Consider the following 16,400-nt stretch of genomic DNA (forward strand, 5'->3'; position numbering starts at 1 on the left):
CGCGTTGTGACTCCTGTTCCCCCACCCGCCCCTCTACGTCCCCGATCCCGCCCCTGGCTAGGCTCCGGTGGTGGGGGGCGCGCTCCGTCCCGGTTCCGGGACGGCCGCCGCACCCGTTGCCACGGTCAGGCCCTGACGGCCCGGACGGCCCCCGCTACGGCGTCTTCACGCCGAGCCACTGCCCGGCCGCGCCCAGCAGGGCCCGGACGCCGAGTTCGATGGTCGGGTCCTGGAGGGGCGCGTACTGCGGTGAGTGGTTGTACGCCACCCCCGGGGGCAGCCCGCCGCCGACGAGGGTCGCCGGATCGGGGTCCGGGAACAGCAGAGGATCCGCTCCGCCGAAGTGCCAGAAGACGGAAGGCACCCCCATGGCCGAACCGAACGCGCCGAAGTCCTCGCTGCCGGTGATCGGCTGAGGCAGCGTCCAGACCCGGTCCTTCCCGAGCACCGACTCGAGCCCCGCGACCGCCGTGGTGGTGGCGTCCGGGTCGTTGAGCGTGAGCGGGAAGCTGTTGAGCGAGGTGAACTCGGGCTCCTTCGGCGCGTCGGCCGCGAGGGCCTCGGCCCGTACGATCCGCTCGACGGCCGCCAGCACCCGGGTCCGGACTGCCGGGTCGGAGCTGCGGATGTTGATCTTCATTTCGGCGGTGTCCGGGATGATGTTCTCCTTGGTCCCGCTGTGCAGGGACCCCACCGTGACGACGGCGGCCTGGTTCGCCCCCACTTCGCGCGACACCACCGTCTGCAGACGCATCACGACCGCCGCGGCCATCACCACCGGATCGACGGTGTTCTCCGGCGCGGACCCGTGGCCGCCCCGGCCGAAGAGGCGTACGGCGAAGCTGTCGGAGGCGCTCATGACCGCGCCCGGCCTGGTCGCGGCGGTGCCCGCGGGAATGGGGCCGACGTGCTGCGCGAGGCACACGTCCGGGCGGGGGAAGCGTTCGGCGAACCCGTCGTCGATCATCGCCTGCGCCCCGCTGACCTCCTCGGCCGGCTGGAACACGGCGACGACGGTGCCCCGCCAGGCGTCCCGGTCGGCGGCCAGCAGAGCCGTCGCGCCGAGCAGGCAGGTGATGTGCATGTCGTGTCCGCAGGCGTGCATGACGGGTACTTCGTTGCCGTCGGCGTCGACCCCCGTGCGCGTGGAGGCGTAGGGCAGGCCCGTGGCCTCCCGCACGGGCAGGCCGTCCATGTCCGCCCGGAGCAGGACCACGGGCCCGTCGGACACCCGAAGGACGCCGACCACGCCCGTACCGCCGACCCCCTCGGTCACGTCCCAGCCCTGTTCGCGCAGCCACCGGGCGACGATCCCCGCCGTGCGGACCTCCTGGAAGGACAGCTCCGGATGTGCGTGGAGATCCTGGTAGAGCTCGCGCAGGGCGGGGAGTCGTGCGTCCAGTCCGGCGAAGACGGATGGTGCCTCGGTCACGGGTGCGTCCTTTCCACGACGGGTTCTCAGACGTACGCGCCCACTGTCTCAGCCGGTCGGTTCCTGACGGCGTGGACCGGGTGACTCCTTGATGAACCGGCGCAGTTCGGCGCAGAGGGCGTCGGGGTTGTCGAGCTGGACGAGGGTGCGGGCGTCCGGGATCTCGACGTACTCGCCCCGCGGCAGCAGAGCGGCCAGCCGGCGGCCGGTCTCTGGCGGCATCATGCGGTCCTCCGCGCCCCACGCGACGAGCGCGGGCCCTTGGAAGCCGCGCAGGCGCTCCGCCGCCCGCAGATAGGTGTCCTTCCGCGTGCTGCGGAGGAAGGCGGCGAAGTCCCGCCGGATCCGCTTGTCGGTGAGCAGGGGGCCGTACCAGCGGCGGACCAGCTCGTACGGGATCGGGTGCCGGGCCATGCCGCCGAGCGAGTTGGGCAGCCGGACGAGGAGAGGCATTCGGAAGGACTGCAGCAGCAGGAAGATGCCGCCCGGTACCCGGCTCAGGACCTGGAGCGTCCTGCCCTGAACGCCGGGCGGATAGTTCTCCAGCGCCTCGCAGGAGGTGAGGACCAGCCGGTGGACCCGCTCGTCGCGCACCCCGACGAGCAGTTGGGCCGTACCGGCGTCGTTCTGGACGAGGGTGACGTCCCGGAGGTCGAGCCGTTCGAGGAACTCGGCCAGCAGGTTCGCCACGCCCTGCGCCGACAGATCGGCGTCCGGGCGCATCGGCCGTCGGTGGCTCCCCATCGGCAGGACGGGGACCACGACCCGGAAGTCGGCACGGAGGCCGTCCACCACCGCCTGCCACACCGACTCGTCGAAACCGAGACCGTGCACCAGCACCACGGTCTCGCCGCTTCCGCCGGTGTCCGTGTACTCCACGATCCCGGCACTCAGTTCGATCTCATGCATCAGCATCCCCTAGTAGATCGATCGATCTAGTGAGAGACTAGCCGAGATGAGAACGACAGGCGACACACGAGCGCGGATCCTGGCCGCCGCCACCGAACTCTTCCGGCGTCAGGGCTACGCGGCCACGGGCATGAAGCAGATCCTCACGACGGCGGACGCGACCTACGGCTCCGCCTACCACTTCTATCCCGGCGGCAAGACCGAGCTCGGCGAGGACGTGGTCCGCACCTCGGGCGCCGCCTACCTGGCGCTGATCGGCGAACTGTTCCAGGACCGGGCATCGGACCCGGCGGAGACGACCGCCCAGGCGTTCTCCGGGGCGGCGCAGACCCTGCTCGACCTCGACTACGCGGACCCGTGCCCCATCGCCACGATCGCCCTGGAGACCGCGGGCACCAACGAGGCACTGCGGGTCGCGACCGCGGAGGTGTTCGACTCCTGGACCGACGCCCTCGCCGCCTTCTACGGCTCTTTCGGCATCGCCGAGTCCCGCGCGACGGCACGGTCGGTGATCGCGCTGCTCGAAGGCGCCTTCATGCTCGGCCGCGCCGCCCGCTCCACGGCCCCGGTGCTCGACGCGGCGCCCGCGGCGGCCGCCATCGTCCGTGCCGCCGCCGGCCGGCCCCCGGTCGCGGGCCGGACCGAAGGGGAGGCGCTGTGATCGTCGTCGCCGGTGAGGCGCTGATCGACCTCGTGCCGCAGACCGGCGGCGAGCCGCCGGCTCCGCTCCTGCCCGCACGCGGCGGCGGCCCCTACAACACCGCCGTCGCGCTCGGCCGGCTCGGCGACGACGTCTCCTTCTGCTCCCGCATCTCCACGGACGCCTTCGGCGAGTCGCTCATCGGGCGGCTGCGTGAGGAGGGAGTGGACACCACGCTCGTACAGCGCGGCCCCGAGCCCACCACACTGGCCGTCGCGGCGATCGGCGCCGGCGGCTCCGCGGCCTACACCTTCTACGTCGAGGGCACCGCGGACCGGCTCTTCACCGTGCCGCCCGAGCTGCCCGCCGCCACGCGCGCCCTGTCGCTCGGCACCTGCTCGCTGGTCCTCGAACCGGGCGCGAGCGCCTACGAGGAGCTGATGCGACGCGAGGCGGCACGCGGCGTCTTCGTCGCGCTCGACCCGAACATCCGGCCCGGTCTCATTCCGGACGCGGACGCCTACCGGGCCCGGTTCAGGAGCTGGCTGCCGCACGTGTCGATGCTCAAGCTGAGCGAGGAGGACGCCGACTGGCTGGGGGACGACGTCGGGGCGTGGCTCGCCGCCGGGCCCGCGGCGGTGGTCCTCACCCGTGGCGGGGACGGACTCACGGTCCTCACTCGGGGCGGCGACCGGTTCTCCGTCCCCGGCGAGCGGGTCCACGTCGTGGACACCATCGGCGCGGGCGACACCGTGAACGCGGCGCTCCTGCACGCCCTGTCCGAGCGCGAGCTGCTCTCGCCGGGAGCGCTCGGGTCGCTGTCACCGGGCCGCTGGCGCGAGGTGCTGGGCTTCGCGGCCAGGGCCGCGGCGCTCACCTGCACGAAGGCCGGGGCCGAACCTCCGTACGCCCGCGAACTGCGGGGCGGCGGGGACCGGCCTGCCACCGGGGACTCGTGACGGTCCGACAGCTCTGAAACGGCTGCCGGCGAAACTTCCCGCCGGTGGCGGAACCGCAGGGTGTCCGACGCCTTGTGCGCGCGCCGGAGCGGGGTACCCGCGTTAGTGTCGCCGATGAGGCGCGGCAGCCACGCCCGTGGGGGGATCCTTCGCAGCAAGCGAGAGAGGACGCCAGGACATGGCACACGGCGGGAACGTCATCCAGGAGCTGACGGCCGACCACCGAGAGGTCGACCAGATGTTCGCCGAGATCGAGGCCCAGGCCGCCGGAGACGCGCGGCGCCGGGAACTGGCGGACGAACTGACCAAGGAACTCGTCCGGCACTCCGTCGCCGAGGAGGAGTACCTGTATCCCGCGGTCCGCCGCTTCGTCGACGACGGCGACGACCTGGCGGACGAGGAGATCTCCGACCACGCCCAGATCGAACGCATGCTCAAGGAGCTCGAGGGCTGCCAGGCCGACGACCCCCGGTTCGACACCCTGATCACCCAGTTGAAGTCCGCCGTGACCTCGCATGTCGCCGACGAGGAGAAGCGGCTGTTCCCGCTGCTCGCCGAGTCCTGCAGCGCGGACCTGCTGATGGAGCTGGGCGACAAGGTCCGCAGGGCCAAGCAGATCGCCCCGACCCGTCCGCACCCCTCCACCCCGGACACCGCCCAGGCCAACAAGCTGCTCGCCCCCGGTATGGGCATGGTGGACCGGGTCCGCGATCTCCTCACCGGACGCGCCACCGGCTAGGCGCCCGGACCGTGCCACGCGCCCGTCCGGCCCGCACCCTCATACCCGACCGCACCCTCATACCCGACCGCACCCTCATACCCGACCGCACCGCGTACCCGGCCAGTCCGGGTACGCGGTGCCGCTCGTCAGACCTGGACGCCCGGTACACCGTCCTCGACGACGACGCTCGCGCGGGTGGAGACGGGGGCGCCCGGCCGGGTCACGTACGGCAGGACGCGGAAGTCGCTGGTCCAGCGCTCGGGTTCGACACGCACCCGCACGTAGCCCCGCTGGCCGTTGAAGAACTTCATGTGCGGGTTGGCCGCGAGGAACCTGGTGCCCTCGGCCGTCATGTCGGCGCCGTCGCCGCCGCTGGTGACGGACGTCCCCACGAACTCGCTGCCCACGGTCACCGAGTCGGGGTCCTCGTAGTCACGCTTGAGGTCCCAGGCGTAGTTCTGGTGGCGGTCGCCGGTGATGACGACGAGATTGCGCACACCGCGGCCGTCCGCCTCCGCGAGGAGACGGTTCCGCTCCGCGACGTAGCCGTCCCAGGGGTCCATCCAGACGGTCGTGCCCGGTCCCGGGTCGTGGTCGGTCCGGCCCATCGGCGCCTGGTTTCCCAGCACCTGCCAGCGGGCGGCGGACCGGCTGAAGCCGTTCAGCACCCAGTCGCGCTGACGGTCGCCGAGCAGGCTGCGGTCGGCGGCGAAGCGGTCGGCGCAGTCGGCGGAGAGGCCGTCGCCGCAGGGCTGGTCGTCGCGGTACTGCCGGGTGTCGAGCATCGTGAAGTCGGCGAGCCTGCCGTAGGAGAGTCTGCGGTACATCTGCACATCGGGGCCCTGCGGCAACTGTGCGCGGCGCAGCGGCGCGTGCTCGTACAGGGCCTGGAAGGCGGCCGCCCTGCGCTGCGTGAACGCCTGCGGGTCCTGGTCCTTCTCGGGAATGCCGTCGGCCCAGTTGTTCTCGACCTCGTGGTCGTCGAACGTCATGATCCACGGGAAGCGGGCATGCGCCTGCTGGAGCGGGGCCTCGGACTTGTAGAGACCGTACTGGAGGCGGTAGCGGGCGAGGTCGACGGTCTCCGTGTGGAACTTGGCGTCGGTGACCACCCCGCGCTTGTTGGACTTGACCTCGCCGGTGCCGAGCAGCAGCGCGGCGGCGCCCGCACCGCCGAAGCCGAGCAACTGCCGCCGGGATACGGGACGTGCGCCCACAAGGTCCTCCTTGGCTGTTCGACTGCGAACCGCCGGGAAGTCTTCAGTGGGCCGGTGTCACGCGGCCGCCCGCGTGGTGGCCGGATTCCCAGAGTTACGTGAACACGACACCCATCGGCCGGGGTCCGGCCTGCCCCGGCCCGGCGGCCGCTCAACGCCCGGCGTGCGCCTCTTCGACGAGACGATCCGTCAGTTCCATGAGGCGCTTGCGGGCCTCGGCGTCGTAAGCCTGCTCGTGGGCGCGGGAGTCGGTGAACCGGTCGAAGTAGCGGCCCGTCACGCCGGCCGGCTCCGGGTCGGTGACCAGCCGTACGGTCGGCCTGACTCCTTCCTCGACGCCGATGACGGGTGTGAGGCCGTAGTCCCGCACCCCTTGGGTGTCCATCAGGTGCGCCGGATGCACGGCGTTGACGGTGACACGCGTGCCGGCGAGTTCCCCGGCCAGTTCGAAGGTCGCCATGATCAGTGCGAGCTTGCTGCGGCAGTAGGCGCGCAGCCCCTCGTAGCCGCGCTCCAGCATGACGTCGTCGAAGTCGATGCGTTCCTGCCCGATCGAGGCGACGTTGACCACGCGAGCGGGCGCGGAGGAGGTCAGGAGGGGCAGCAGGCCACGGACCAGGGCGTACGGCGCCAAGTGGTTGACGGCGAAGCGCAACTCGTGCCCCTGGGCGCTCACTTCGCGCCGCAACGGCTCGGTGCCGCCGCCGGCGACGGCGTTGTTCACCAGTGCGTCGAGCCGCGGTTCCGCGACCAGGATCCGCGCGGCCATCGCCTGTACCTGGCGGAGGTCCGCCAGGTCGGCGAGATAGGTGCGCACGGTGGCCTCGGGTGCGGTCGCCCGTACCTCGGCCGCAACGGAGTCGAGGCGTACCCGGTCACGGCCGTGGAGCAGCACGGTGCCGCCGCGGCGTGCGAGGTCGAGCGCGATCCCGCGGCCCAGGCCCTGGGTCGCGCCGGTGATCAGAGTGGTGGGTCGGTTCATGCCGGTCATCCTGGCCGGCGGGCGAGGGGGCAGGGAGTGTGTGCTGAGCCTGGTGTCACCACCACCAGGCTCAGGGGCGCGCTCCCTGTGCACCGGTGCCTGCCTCCCGTGTTCACCGGAACGCCAGGTCAGCCGTTCAGCGGCCGGTCGTCCATGTGGGCTCCGTAGTAGTCGGTCTGACGGGCCATGAGGGTGCGCATCCCGGTTCCTCGCGGAAGCCCGTAGACGGTGCCCGGGAAGTCGAGGTCCCGCTGCTTGGCCCACAGCTCGTCGTGCCGGTCCGGGGAGAACAGCTCGGCCGGATCTCCGGCGGCGATCCACCCGATCGGGACGACCGTCCCAGGCGCCAGCCGGGAGTTGACGTGCAGCACGCTGTTGATCCGCAGCTCCGAGCGCGCCCCGGCCACCGCGCCGGGGAAGATCGACGCGCCTGTCGCCAAGAAGACCTCGTCCTCGACGGTCGCACCGTTGACATGGGTGTGCGGACCGACGAGCACCGCGTCCCCCAGTACGGCCGGATGCCCCGCCCGGCCGCGGACCAGTGAATGCTCCATCACCACCACGTCCGCTCCCGTGCGCACTTCGCCGTCCTCCGCGGTGAGGACCGCGCCGTGCAGCACACGTGCCCGCTCCCCCAGGACGACGGCCCCGCACAGGACGGCCGAGGGAGCGACATAGGCGGACGGGGGAACCACAGGGCTCCTGCCGCGGTGTTCGATCAGCATGTCCCCGAGATTAGGGCCTGCCGTCCCCTGACCCACCGGACAGGCCCCGGCGCAGCCAAGGCGTCGAGCGGCCGGTGGTGCACACGGGGCGCGGGAACCACATCCCGGCGTCCCAGCGGGGCACTGTGAGCGGATGGGTGCACTTCTCGCGCTGGCTTCGGCAGTCTGTTACGGCGTCGTCGACTTCGCCGGCGGTCTGCTCTCGCGCCGGGTCCATTTCGCTGTGGTGACGTTTCTCGGTCAGGTCGGCGGCCTGCTCCTCGCCCTGGTCGCCGCGCTCGTCCTTCCCGCGGACTCCGTCCGGTCCGCCGACCTGCTGTGGGGTGCGGTGTCCGGTGCCGGCAGCGGGACAGCCATGCTGTTCCTCAACCGGGGCCTGAGCCGTGGGTCGATGAGCGTCGTCGTACCGGTGAGTGCCGTGACGGGTGTGGCTCTTTCCGTTCTGTGCGGGGTGTGGTTCCTGGGGGACCGGCCGACCGCCACCGCTTGGGCGGGCATCTGCGTCACCGTACCGGCGCTGTGGCTGGTCGCCGGTGGGAGCAGGGGCGCGCGGGACGGCGGAGAGGCGACGCGGACGGGGCACGGGGTGACGGACGGTCTGATCGCCAGTCTGGGCGTGGCGGTGCAGTACATCGGTCTCGCCCAGGCCGACGCCGTCAGCGGCCTGTGGCCCGTTGCCGCCGGCCGCCTCGCGGCCGTCGCCCTCCTCGTACCGAGCGCGTGGCGGCACGCTGCCGAATTCCGCCGACCGGCGCGGCTCCAGGGGCAGGCGCTCATCATCGGGGCGGGAGCGGCCCTCGCTCTGATCCTCTACCTCTGGGCGGCGCAGCAGCAGATGCTGGCCGTCGCCGTCGTCCTGGCCTCCCTCTACCCGGCCGTCCCCACGGTCCTCGGGCTCGCGCTGCTGGGCGAGAGAGTCACCCGGTGGCAGGTGACCGGCCTCGTGAGCGCGACGGCCGCGGTCGTCCTTCTCGCTCTGGGCTGACGGTCGCTTCGGCCCGGGCCGTACGCCGCACGGCAGGACAAGGCCGGCTGGAAGACGACCGGGCGACCGGGCGAATGCCCGCCGTCATGGCTCTAGGAACCTTCAGGTGTCGGCGTTACCCTCCGGCGCATGATTTCCACGGTGGTCTGGGGAACGGGCAACACAGGCCGTGCGGCGATCCGTGCCGTGGCGGCGCACCCCGCGCTGGCACTCAGCGCCGTCATCGTCCACGACCCCGCCAAGGTGGGCCGTGACGCGGGTGAACTGGGCGGTCTCGGTCACCGGCTGGGGATCGCGGCGACCGACGACATCGAGGCGGTGCTGGCCGCCGGTCCGCGGGCGGTGGTGTACGCGGCGACCGGGGACATCCGCCCCGACGAGGCGCTCGCCGACGTCGTCCGGGCGATCAGGGCCGGGGCCGTCGTCGTCACCCCGTCGATGTACGCCCTCTACGACCCGCGGAGCGCCCCCGCGGAGTTGCGGGACCCGGTGCTGGCCGCCGTCGAGGCGGGCGGCGGTTCGCTGTTCGTCTCCGGCGTCGATCCCGGGTGGGGCAACGACGTGCTGCCCCTGCTGATCAGCGGGCTCGGCACCACCGTGGACGCGATCCGCTGCCAGGAGATCTTCGACTACTCGACGTACGACCAGCCCGACTCGGTCCGGTATCTGATCGGCATGGGGATGCCGATGGACTACGCGCCGCCGATGCTCGCGCCGACGGTCCCGACCATGGTGTGGGGCGGGCAGATACGGCTGATGGCGAGAGCTCTCGACGTCGAACTCGACGAGATCCGCGAGACCTTGGAACGCTGTCCGCTGGACGCCACCGTGAGCACCAGGACGATGGGCGGGTTCGAGGCCGGCACCCAGGGCGCGGTGCGTTTCGAGGTGCAGGGAATCGTCGGCGGCGAACCCCGCATCGTCGTCGAGCACATCACCCGCATCCACCCGTCCTGCGCGCCCGGCTGGCCGGCGCCGCCCGACGGCACGGGCGCGCACCGGGTGATCATCGAGGGCCGTCCGCGCATCGAGGTCACGGTCGAGGCCACCGACGAGGACGAGAACCGGTCCGCGGGCGGTAACGCCACCGCGGTGGGCCGGCTGGTGAGCGCCGTCGACTGGCTCGTGGACGCGCCGCCGGGACTCTACGACGCGCTCGACGTCCCACTGCGCCCGGCCGTCGGCAGACTGGGAAGGAGACGACGATGAACCTCGACATCCCCGAGGGCAGGAACCCGATCGAGTACGTGTGGGGGGAGATGGTCCCCGGCATCGGCACGGCCGCCTCCGGCCTCTCCCTGGCGGTGTACGCCCACACCACCCTCGGCCTGCGGGAGTTCGAGGCCGCACGGCTGCGGATCGCGCAGATCAACGGCTGCTCCTTCTGCCTCGACTGGCGGACCGAACGCGACGGCCGCACGGTCGAGGACGGCTTCGCCGACGCGGTGACCGGTTGGCGCACCACCGACGCCTTCGACGACCGCACCAGGCTGGCCGCCGAGTACGCGGAGCGGTACGCCACCGACCACCACGGCCTCGACGACGGGTTCTGGAGCCGGATGACCGCGCACTACAGCCAGACCGAGATCGTGGAGCTGAGCATGAGCATCGGTGCGTGGCTGGCGTTCGGCCGGCTCAACCAGGTGCTGGGGCTGGACACCATGTGCGTGCTCCCCGGTCACTGAGCCGGCCGAGGCGGGCCGGTCGCACCGGCCGTCGCCTCACAGGTCCGTGGCGATGATCTTCTCGATGTTGCGTTCCGCGAGCGCCGTGATGGTGACGAACGGGTTGACGCTGGTGTTGCCGGGGATCAGCGAGCCGTCGATGACGTAGAGCCCCGGATGGCCGTGGAGGCGGCCGTAGTTGTCCGTCGCCCGGTTGAGTACGGCGCCTCCCAGCGGGTGGTAGGTGAGGTGGTCGCCCCAGATCTTGTACGCGCCGAAGAGGTCGGTCCGGTAGATCGTCCCTTCCTTGGCGTTGATCCTGTCGAAGATCGTCCTGGCGGCGTCGATGGAGGGTTGTTTCCATGAGGTCTGCCAGTCGAGCACGACCTTGCCGGCGGCCGCGTCCCAGGAGAACGCGGCGCGGTGCGGGTTCCTGGTGATGGACAGGTAGAAGGACGCGTAGGTCTCGATCCCGGTGGGCAGGGGGGCGACCTCGGCGAACGCGCCGCCGGCACGCCAGTTGTCGATGCCCGCGGTGGGCATGGACGCCTGGAGTGTGCCGGTCGGGTCCCACATGTGGTTGGCACGGCCGCACATGACGTTGCCGTTGTCGCCCCAGCCCCTTCCGATCTCGCCGTTGAGGCCGGGCAGTACGCCGGTGGCCTTCAGCCGGGTGAGCAGTTTGCCGGTGCCGACGCTGCCGGCCGCGAAGAACACCTTGTCCGCGGTGACGGCCTTGACCGCGGTGACGTCACCGCCGGTGTTCAGCTGTTCCATGACGACCGTGTAGGCGCCACCGCCGGCCGGTGCCACGGAGGTGACCTTGTGCAGCGGCGAGACGAAGACCCTGCCCGTCGCCGCGGCACGGGCGAGGTAGGTCTTCGGCAGCGACTTCTTGCCGTGGTTGTTGCCGAAGAGGACCTCGCCCGCCAGGGCCGACGCGGGAACGGTTCCCGCGGCTTCCTGCTCCAGGTAGTCCCAGTCGTACACGCCCGGCACCATGACGAACGGGAAGCCGGAACGCTCGGCGTGCTTCCGCCCGACCCGGGCGTACTGGTAGCAGGCCGCGGACTCCCACCAGCCCTGGTCGACGACGCCGACGCCCAGCGCGGCGTTGGCGCGCGGGTAGTAGACGTCGTACATCTCGTCGGCGTCCACCGACGGCAGGACGGCCGGGAAGTTCTCACGCCGGGGCGTCACGGCCATGCCGCCGTTCACCAGCGAGCCACCGCCGACACCGCGGCCCTGGTAGACCGTGATGCCGCCGAACTCCTCCGCGTCGAGGATGCCGGTGTAGCGGGGGACGTCCTTGTCGAGCGGGAAGCCCAGGAAGCCGCTGAGCGGCTGCTTGGTCCTAGTGCGCAGCCAGAAGGAACGGTGGTCGGGCCTCGTGGTGTTGGCGAAGATCCTGCCGTCCGGTCCGGCGGTGTCCCACGACATCCCCATCTCGATCATGTGGACGTCGACGCCCGCCCGTGCCAGGCGCAGGGCGGCGACCGAGCCCCCGTATCCGGTGCCGATGACCAGAGCGGCGACGTGTGCCCCGTCGGGGATCGGGGCGGCGGGGAGGGCGGCGGTCGCGTGGGCCGCTGCGGGGCCGTGACCCGTGAGGATCGCGGCCCCAAGAATAGAACTGGTTCCCGCTAAGAGCTGACGGCGCGACGGACCTCTACCACCGGGACCCTGTAAGGGCACAGCGTTCATGTGATGTTCCTCACTCTTGAGTGAATGGGAACACGTTCTACTGCTACGCATGCATGAAGTCACGGCATACCTGAAGGTAACTTCGTCAGTCCCGCGGCAGCGGCCGTTGCCGGAACAGGGACGCGGGCACGGCGTCGGCGAGCGCCTGATACCCCGTCGGGTTCAGGTGCAGGTGGTCGCCGACATCGAAGGCCGGGAGCAACTGCCGGGGGCTGTCCGGGTCGCGCGCCACCTTGTCGAAGTCGATCACTCCGTCGAAACGGCCGCTGGTGCGGATCCAGTTGTTGACGGCCTGGCGGGAGGCTTCGCGGTGGCCGTCGGCGTCGTCGTAGCCGGCGTTGCCTCCGAAGGGGGTCAGCGTCGCCCCGTACACCTGTATGCCCTGGGCGTGCGCCCGGGTGACGATCTGGCCGTAGGCCGCCGTCAGTTCGTCCACCACCTCCTTCTGCGCGGCAGGGGTCGCCGCGGCCGTACCGATGTCGTTCACCCCCTCGAAGACCACCAGCCACTCCACACCGCTGGACGCCAGGACGTCACGGTCCAGCCGCGCCAGGGCGTTGGGCCCGAGGCCGTCGTTGAGCACCCGGTTGCCGCCTGCCGCCTGGTTGAGGATCGCGGTGTCCGCCGTACCCCGCCGGGACTGGAGTCGCCGCAGCAGCAGGTCCGGCCAGCGGTCGTTCAGGTTGGTGGTGGAACCGCGGCCGTCGGTCAGCGAGTCGCCGAGCACCACGGCGGCCCCGGTCGCCCGGGGCGACCACACCTCGACACCGCTGAGGAAGTACCAGTGGTCCGTACCGGTCGCCCCGGGCAGCTCCGTGTCCCGCGCGTGGTCGCCGGCCTTCAGATACGTGGTGGTCCGGGAGCCGGGGTGGGAGGTGATGGATTCCGACGCCTGCCCCTCGGCCAGATAGACCGTCACGGTGAGGTTGGAACCGGGCTTCAGATCGAAGCCCAGCGGGTCGGAGACCGCCTGCGCCCCCACCGGAACGGTGACAGAGGAGCGCCCCTCGAAGGTCACCGGCCGCGAGGATCCCGGCCGGATGCCGCTGACTCCTGCCCGTCCGTCGACGGGAAGAGCCACGGACACGGCGGTGATGGGCAGCGCCGTGCCACCGAAGGCGTTGGAGAACCGCAGCCGCAGCCGCTGCCCGCCCGTCGACACGTGCACGGTCTGCCGCACCGTGCTGTCGGCCAGCACCAGGCCGGGCCGGGTGAACGGCGCGGGTGGCATGTTGCCGGGCTCCGTCAGCTGCGGCATCGACACCCAGGTGTGCAGCCATTGTCCGGCCGAGTGGTGCTCGCTCGCGGCGGGGCGGGAGGGGACCTCGCCGGACAGCGGGTGCACGGCCCCGGTCAGCGACGACGTCGCGGTGACGACAGCGGCGACCATCCCGGCGGCCGCCGTGCCGAGGGCTGGTGACATTCGCTTCATGGGTCGCGTGGCCTCTCTGAGGAGCACCGGTTCGTCCGGTGACCCGGAAAACCCTGCCAGCGGGTCCGGCGCCCGGGCATCAGACGGGTGTCGGGCATCAAGGGCCCTGTGTCCGACTGATGCTCGGCGCGGCCTCGACGTGACTGCCGCACCGCCCGGACATGCGTCTTCGGCAACGGGGTACACCGAACACACGTCAGAAGCAGGAACGGCTCTCCGTCCGGAACGGGAAGGGAGTGCAGCGTCCATGGCCGGAACCGAGAAGTCTCCGCAGAACGACCCGGAACGCCACCAGGACAGGGAACACGAGCCACGGGCCGACCGCGGCCCGGGAGCGCACTCGGGACGCGAGCAGCAGCCACAGGAGCGCACGGTTCCTGGGACAGCGAGCGCTACTGAGGGTTACAACTCCCGCGGTACGGGCAGCGGGGAGTCCCTGGAGGGGGTGCAGAAGGACGACGAAGAGGGCTCCTGACGGGACGTACGGCGTCGCGCCCCTCCCTCCCGCCGGACCCGTCAGGTCGAACCGCCCCGATCGGGCCGCCCCCCACCGCCCGGTGAGCCGCCCCGTCGGCGGTCTCAGTGTTCCGGCAGGGGCACTCCGGCCACCGGGGCGGTTCTCGCGGTGGAGAGCCTCTCCGGGCCGAGCCATTCGCACAGCAGGATGGTGGCGTCGTCCTGGAGCCGGTCGTTGTGGTGCTGCCGGACCGCGCGCATCAGCCGGCGCAGGGTTTCCGGCACCGGCAGGCCGTCGGCGTGGTGGCGGATCAGGAAGTCGACGAATGCGGCGAGTCCGAACTCCACACCGGCAGCCGTGCGTGCTTCGGTGATGCCGTCGGTGTAGAGGACGATGCGGTCGCCCGGCTGCAGATGCTCTCTGCACACCGTGGTCGGCAGGTCCAGGTCACTGCCCATGGGGTGCGAGGGAGGGCAGTCCAGCGGGCTGCTCCAGCGTCCGCCGCGGATGACGACCGGGGGGTGATGCCCCCTGCTGGTCCAGGTGAGGACGCCGGTGGTGGTGTCGAGATCGGCGAGGATCCCGGTGACGTAGCGGTTGTGCCCGAACTGTTCGAGGATCACCGTCTCGATGGCGTCTCCCAGGTCGGCGAGGCCGGCTCCCTGGCGGCGGCGGTTACGGCAGGCGCCCACGGCGAGGTTCGCGGTCAGACCGGCCGCGGTGTCGTGCCCCATGGCGTCGAAGACGGACAGGTGGACGATGTTCCCGGCGGTGGCGTAGTCGTAGGCGTCGCCGCTCACCTGGTAGGCGGGCTCCATCACGGCTCCGATGGTGACCCGGCCGTCCGCGTAGGTGCGCGGCGGCATCAGCTGCCACTGCATCTCCGCGGCCACGTTCATCGCTTCGCTGCGGCTGAGGCGGGCGTAGGAGTCGCTCGTGACCCGGCAGCTGACCACCAGCATCGCCACCAGCGAGGCCAGCGCCAGCATGACCTCCTGGGCACTCGCGTCGTCGGCCGGCGCCGTCACATACAGCACCCCGAGCCGCTCGGTGCCGTCGAGCAACGGCATCCACCAGGAACGTGCGCCGTCCGTGCCGGTCGCGCCGGCCGTGATACTGCCGTACTGGTAGGCCCGCCCGGCCACGGAGCCCTCGACGGGCACCTCGGCCGGGTGCTTCCGCTCAGCCTGCCGACCCTCCGCGGAAAGCAGCCGCAGCACATCCCGCTGGAGATCGCCCAGGTAGATCCGGACATCGGTGAGGCCCGCAGCCGCCGCGTGCCGGGACACCAGCTCTGGGAGGTCGTCGAAGGACATCACATGGCTGTCGGCGAGCAACCCCACCAGCATGCGCCGCACGTCCGTGTCGCCGTCGCTCACGTCACCACGCACCCTCGTCCATGAACCGTCAGGAGCCGCTGGGCCCCGTGCCTGGTCTTTTCCACGGTCCCACACCGATTCCCCGGCGGCGGAGGCGACGCACGGCCGTCGGTCCGGCCGCGGTCGCCTCCGTCCGAGTCGCCGGAGCGCCGGGCCGCGCTCCATTGGGGTGACTCGTGGGCCGTCCGTGTCCGTCTTCGACAGCCAGGGGTATCCATCGGCTCATGGACGTGAACCCCATCGAAATGCAGAAGGCCCTCGGCGGCGTGAACTACCCCGCGTCGAAGGAAGAGATCGTCGACCAGGCGAGCAAGCACGGAGCGGGCAAGGACATCATGTCCGCCCTCGACTCCCTGCCGAGCAAGAGGTACGACTCGCCGGCCGCCGTGAGCAAGGAGGTCAGCAAGGAATCCTGAGCCGGCCGTTCACCCGGCGGCAGTCCGAACCGCGGCCGCGCACTCACCCCCACCGGGCAGTGCGCGGCCGCAATGATGCGTACGGGGCGTCCCGCCACGAGGACGGTTAGCCGGGACGCCGGGACGTGCGGCCGGCGGCGGTGAGAGGCTCGACCAAGTGGACACGAACGGTGCACGACCGGAGATGGCGGTCCTCGTCGGACTGCAGGCGTCCGGGAAGTCGACCTTCTACAGGGAGAACCTCTCCGGACGCTACGCGCTGGTGAGCAAGGACCTCTTTCCGCGCTCGGCCCGGCGCAAGCAGCAACGGCAGATGCGGCTCATCGAGGACCTGCTCGTGTCCGGCAGCCCGGTGGCCGTCGACAACACCAACCCTTCGCTCGAGGAGTGGACCCCGCTCATCCGTGTGGCCCGTGCCCACGGTGTCCGGGTGACGGCGTACTGGTTCCCCCCGGACGTCACCGGGTCCCTGCGACGCAACGCGGCGCGTGAGGGCCGGGCGCGGGTACCCGATGTCGGGATCCACGCCACACGCAGCCGACTGCGCGAGCCGACGACCGCGGACGGCTTCGACGCCGTGGTGGAAGTCCGGTTCGACGGGAAGGGCGGCTTCGTGACGAGGCCTGTCGGGACGCCGGACTGACCGGCGTCCCGAATCCGTCGGCCGGGCGCCCTGAACGGCTGACGCCCGGTCGACCGGCGGGTCCGCCGCCTGTCGACCGCCGCGGCTGGCGCCCGCTCTTCCGGATCGGCGACGGCATCCCCGTGCTGGGCGAGG

17 protein-coding genes are annotated in these 16,400 nt (G+C 71.5%); 9 read left to right on the top strand and 8 right to left on the bottom strand.

All coding sequences use genetic code 11. The features are described from left to right. Positions 1-154: 154 nt before the first annotated feature. Positions 155-1,432, bottom strand: coding sequence for an amidohydrolase (locus tag AB0K36_RS33540; protein WP_364601419.1), 1,278 nt, complete (start codon positions 1,430-1,432; stop codon positions 155-157). A 48-nt stretch (positions 1,433-1,480) separates the two neighbouring features. Next, a complete protein-coding gene (locus tag AB0K36_RS33545; RefSeq protein ID WP_364601421.1) occupies positions 1,481-2,341 on the bottom strand; it encodes an alpha/beta fold hydrolase in 861 nt (286 codons plus the stop codon). Positions 2,342-2,387: 46 nt separating this feature from the next. On the opposite strand from AB0K36_RS33545, the gene AB0K36_RS33550 reads away from it, so the two are divergent. From AB0K36_RS33550 to AB0K36_RS33560, 3 genes are all read left to right on the top strand, one after another. Then, positions 2,388-3,002 (top strand): TetR/AcrR family transcriptional regulator, encoded by a 615-nt coding sequence (locus AB0K36_RS33550; protein ID WP_364601423.1) that lies wholly within the window; start codon positions 2,388-2,390, stop codon positions 3,000-3,002. Further along, positions 2,999-3,940 carry a carbohydrate kinase family protein gene (locus AB0K36_RS33555; protein WP_364601425.1) on the top strand — a complete coding sequence of 314 codons (942 nt, stop codon included), beginning with the start codon at positions 2,999-3,001 and terminating at the stop codon, positions 3,938-3,940. The genes AB0K36_RS33550 and AB0K36_RS33555 overlap by 4 nt, the downstream gene beginning before the upstream one ends. Positions 3,941-4,118: 178 nt before the next feature. After that, positions 4,119-4,679 carry a hemerythrin domain-containing protein gene (locus tag AB0K36_RS33560; protein ID WP_189472012.1) on the top strand — a complete coding sequence of 187 codons (561 nt, stop codon included), beginning with the start codon at positions 4,119-4,121 and terminating at the stop codon, positions 4,677-4,679. Positions 4,680-4,807: 128 nt separating this feature from the next. On the opposite strand, the gene AB0K36_RS33565 is transcribed toward AB0K36_RS33560, so the two are convergent. From AB0K36_RS33565 to AB0K36_RS33575, 3 genes are all read right to left on the bottom strand, one after another. Continuing rightward, positions 4,808-5,878, bottom strand: a complete 1,071-nt coding sequence (locus tag AB0K36_RS33565) for an alkaline phosphatase D family protein (protein WP_364601427.1) — start codon at positions 5,876-5,878, stop codon at positions 4,808-4,810. A gap of 151 nt (positions 5,879-6,029) precedes the next feature. Next, positions 6,030-6,860, bottom strand: coding sequence for an SDR family NAD(P)-dependent oxidoreductase (locus AB0K36_RS33570; protein WP_364601429.1), 831 nt, complete (start codon positions 6,858-6,860; stop codon positions 6,030-6,032). A 128-nt stretch (positions 6,861-6,988) separates the two neighbouring features. Then, positions 6,989-7,585 carry a gamma carbonic anhydrase family protein gene (locus AB0K36_RS33575; RefSeq protein WP_364601431.1) on the bottom strand — a complete coding sequence of 199 codons (597 nt, stop codon included), beginning with the start codon at positions 7,583-7,585 and terminating at the stop codon, positions 6,989-6,991. Between the two features lie 133 nt (positions 7,586-7,718). On the opposite strand from AB0K36_RS33575, the gene AB0K36_RS33580 reads away from it, so the two are divergent. The 3 genes from AB0K36_RS33580 to AB0K36_RS33590 all read left to right on the top strand — a co-directional run bounded on the left by AB0K36_RS33580 (position 7,719) and on the right by AB0K36_RS33590 (position 10,255). Beyond that, positions 7,719-8,570 carry an EamA family transporter gene (locus AB0K36_RS33580; RefSeq protein WP_364601433.1) on the top strand — a complete coding sequence of 284 codons (852 nt, stop codon included), beginning with the start codon at positions 7,719-7,721 and terminating at the stop codon, positions 8,568-8,570. Between the two features lie 129 nt (positions 8,571-8,699). Further along, positions 8,700-9,779, top strand: a complete 1,080-nt coding sequence (locus tag AB0K36_RS33585; RefSeq protein WP_364601435.1) for an NAD(P)H-dependent amine dehydrogenase family protein — start codon at positions 8,700-8,702, stop codon at positions 9,777-9,779. Beyond that, positions 9,776-10,255, top strand: a complete 480-nt coding sequence (locus tag AB0K36_RS33590; RefSeq protein ID WP_364601437.1) for a carboxymuconolactone decarboxylase family protein — start codon at positions 9,776-9,778, stop codon at positions 10,253-10,255. Before AB0K36_RS33585 ends, AB0K36_RS33590 begins: the two co-directional genes overlap by 4 nt. Before the next feature lie 36 nt (positions 10,256-10,291). Here AB0K36_RS33590 and AB0K36_RS33595 read toward each other — a convergent pair whose 3' ends face one another. Both AB0K36_RS33595 and AB0K36_RS33600 read right to left on the bottom strand, forming a co-directional pair. Then, complete coding sequence (locus AB0K36_RS33595) at positions 10,292-11,938, bottom strand: GMC oxidoreductase (protein WP_364601439.1); 1,647 nt, start codon at positions 11,936-11,938, stop codon at positions 10,292-10,294. 85 nt (positions 11,939-12,023) lie between these two features. Beyond that, on the bottom strand, positions 12,024-13,361 hold the full coding sequence (locus AB0K36_RS33600; RefSeq protein WP_364601441.1) for an SGNH/GDSL hydrolase family protein: 1,338 nt from the start codon (positions 13,359-13,361) through the stop codon (positions 12,024-12,026). 256 nt (positions 13,362-13,617) lie between these two features. On the opposite strand from AB0K36_RS33600, the gene AB0K36_RS33605 reads away from it, so the two are divergent. Next, the gene (locus AB0K36_RS33605) at positions 13,618-13,845 is read left to right on the top strand and encodes a hypothetical protein (RefSeq protein WP_364601443.1); all 228 of its coding nucleotides are present in this window, start codon (positions 13,618-13,620) and stop codon (positions 13,843-13,845) included. A gap of 104 nt (positions 13,846-13,949) precedes the next feature. Here the strand turns inward: AB0K36_RS33605 and AB0K36_RS33610 are convergent, their stop codons facing one another. Further along, the gene (locus tag AB0K36_RS33610; protein WP_364601448.1) at positions 13,950-15,176 is read right to left on the bottom strand and encodes a PP2C family protein-serine/threonine phosphatase; all 1,227 of its coding nucleotides are present in this window, start codon (positions 15,174-15,176) and stop codon (positions 13,950-13,952) included. Positions 15,177-15,430: 254 nt separating this feature from the next. Here AB0K36_RS33610 and AB0K36_RS33615 point away from each other — a divergent pair, with 254 nt between their 5' ends. After that, positions 15,431-15,622: a DUF2795 domain-containing protein gene (locus AB0K36_RS33615; protein ID WP_364601445.1), complete on the top strand. Its 192-nt coding sequence runs from the start codon at positions 15,431-15,433 to the stop codon at positions 15,620-15,622. Between the two features lie 157 nt (positions 15,623-15,779). Continuing rightward, entirely contained in the window at positions 15,780-16,265 is a 486-nt protein-coding gene (locus tag AB0K36_RS33620) for an AAA family ATPase (RefSeq protein WP_364601447.1), read from the top strand. Positions 16,266-16,400: the final 135 nt, after the last annotated feature.

Origin of the sequence: Streptomyces kurssanovii (assembly GCF_040677245.1) — a bacterium.
GTDB lineage: Bacteria > Actinomycetota > Actinomycetes > Streptomycetales > Streptomycetaceae > Streptomyces > Streptomyces kurssanovii.

Excerpts from the sequence above, each read along its gene's own strand:
- AB0K36_RS33545 (WP_364601421.1), bottom strand. The coding sequence starts at position 2,341 with ATGCATGAGATCGAACTGAGTGCCGGGATCGTGGAGTACACGGACACC.
- AB0K36_RS33550 (WP_364601423.1), top strand. The coding sequence starts at position 2,388 with ATGAGAACGACAGGCGACACACGAGCGCGGATCCTGGCCGCCGCCACC.
- AB0K36_RS33560 (WP_189472012.1), top strand. The coding sequence starts at position 4,119 with ATGGCACACGGCGGGAACGTCATCCAGGAGCTGACGGCCGACCACCGA.
- AB0K36_RS33570 (WP_364601429.1), bottom strand. The coding sequence starts at position 6,860 with ATGAACCGACCCACCACTCTGATCACCGGCGCGACCCAGGGCCTGGGC.
- AB0K36_RS33575 (WP_364601431.1), bottom strand. The coding sequence starts at position 7,585 with ATGCTGATCGAACACCGCGGCAGGAGCCCTGTGGTTCCCCCGTCCGCC.
- AB0K36_RS33580 (WP_364601433.1), top strand. The coding sequence starts at position 7,719 with ATGGGTGCACTTCTCGCGCTGGCTTCGGCAGTCTGTTACGGCGTCGTC.
- AB0K36_RS33585 (WP_364601435.1), top strand. The coding sequence starts at position 8,700 with ATGATTTCCACGGTGGTCTGGGGAACGGGCAACACAGGCCGTGCGGCG.
- AB0K36_RS33590 (WP_364601437.1), top strand. The coding sequence starts at position 9,776 with ATGAACCTCGACATCCCCGAGGGCAGGAACCCGATCGAGTACGTGTGG.
- AB0K36_RS33595 (WP_364601439.1), bottom strand. The coding sequence starts at position 11,938 with ATGAACGCTGTGCCCTTACAGGGTCCCGGTGGTAGAGGTCCGTCGCGC.
- AB0K36_RS33600 (WP_364601441.1), bottom strand. The coding sequence starts at position 13,361 with ATGTCACCAGCCCTCGGCACGGCGGCCGCCGGGATGGTCGCCGCTGTC.
- AB0K36_RS33605 (WP_364601443.1), top strand. The coding sequence starts at position 13,618 with ATGGCCGGAACCGAGAAGTCTCCGCAGAACGACCCGGAACGCCACCAG.
- AB0K36_RS33610 (WP_364601448.1), bottom strand. The coding sequence starts at position 15,176 with ATGCTGGTGGGGTTGCTCGCCGACAGCCATGTGATGTCCTTCGACGAC.
- AB0K36_RS33615 (WP_364601445.1), top strand. The coding sequence starts at position 15,431 with ATGGACGTGAACCCCATCGAAATGCAGAAGGCCCTCGGCGGCGTGAAC.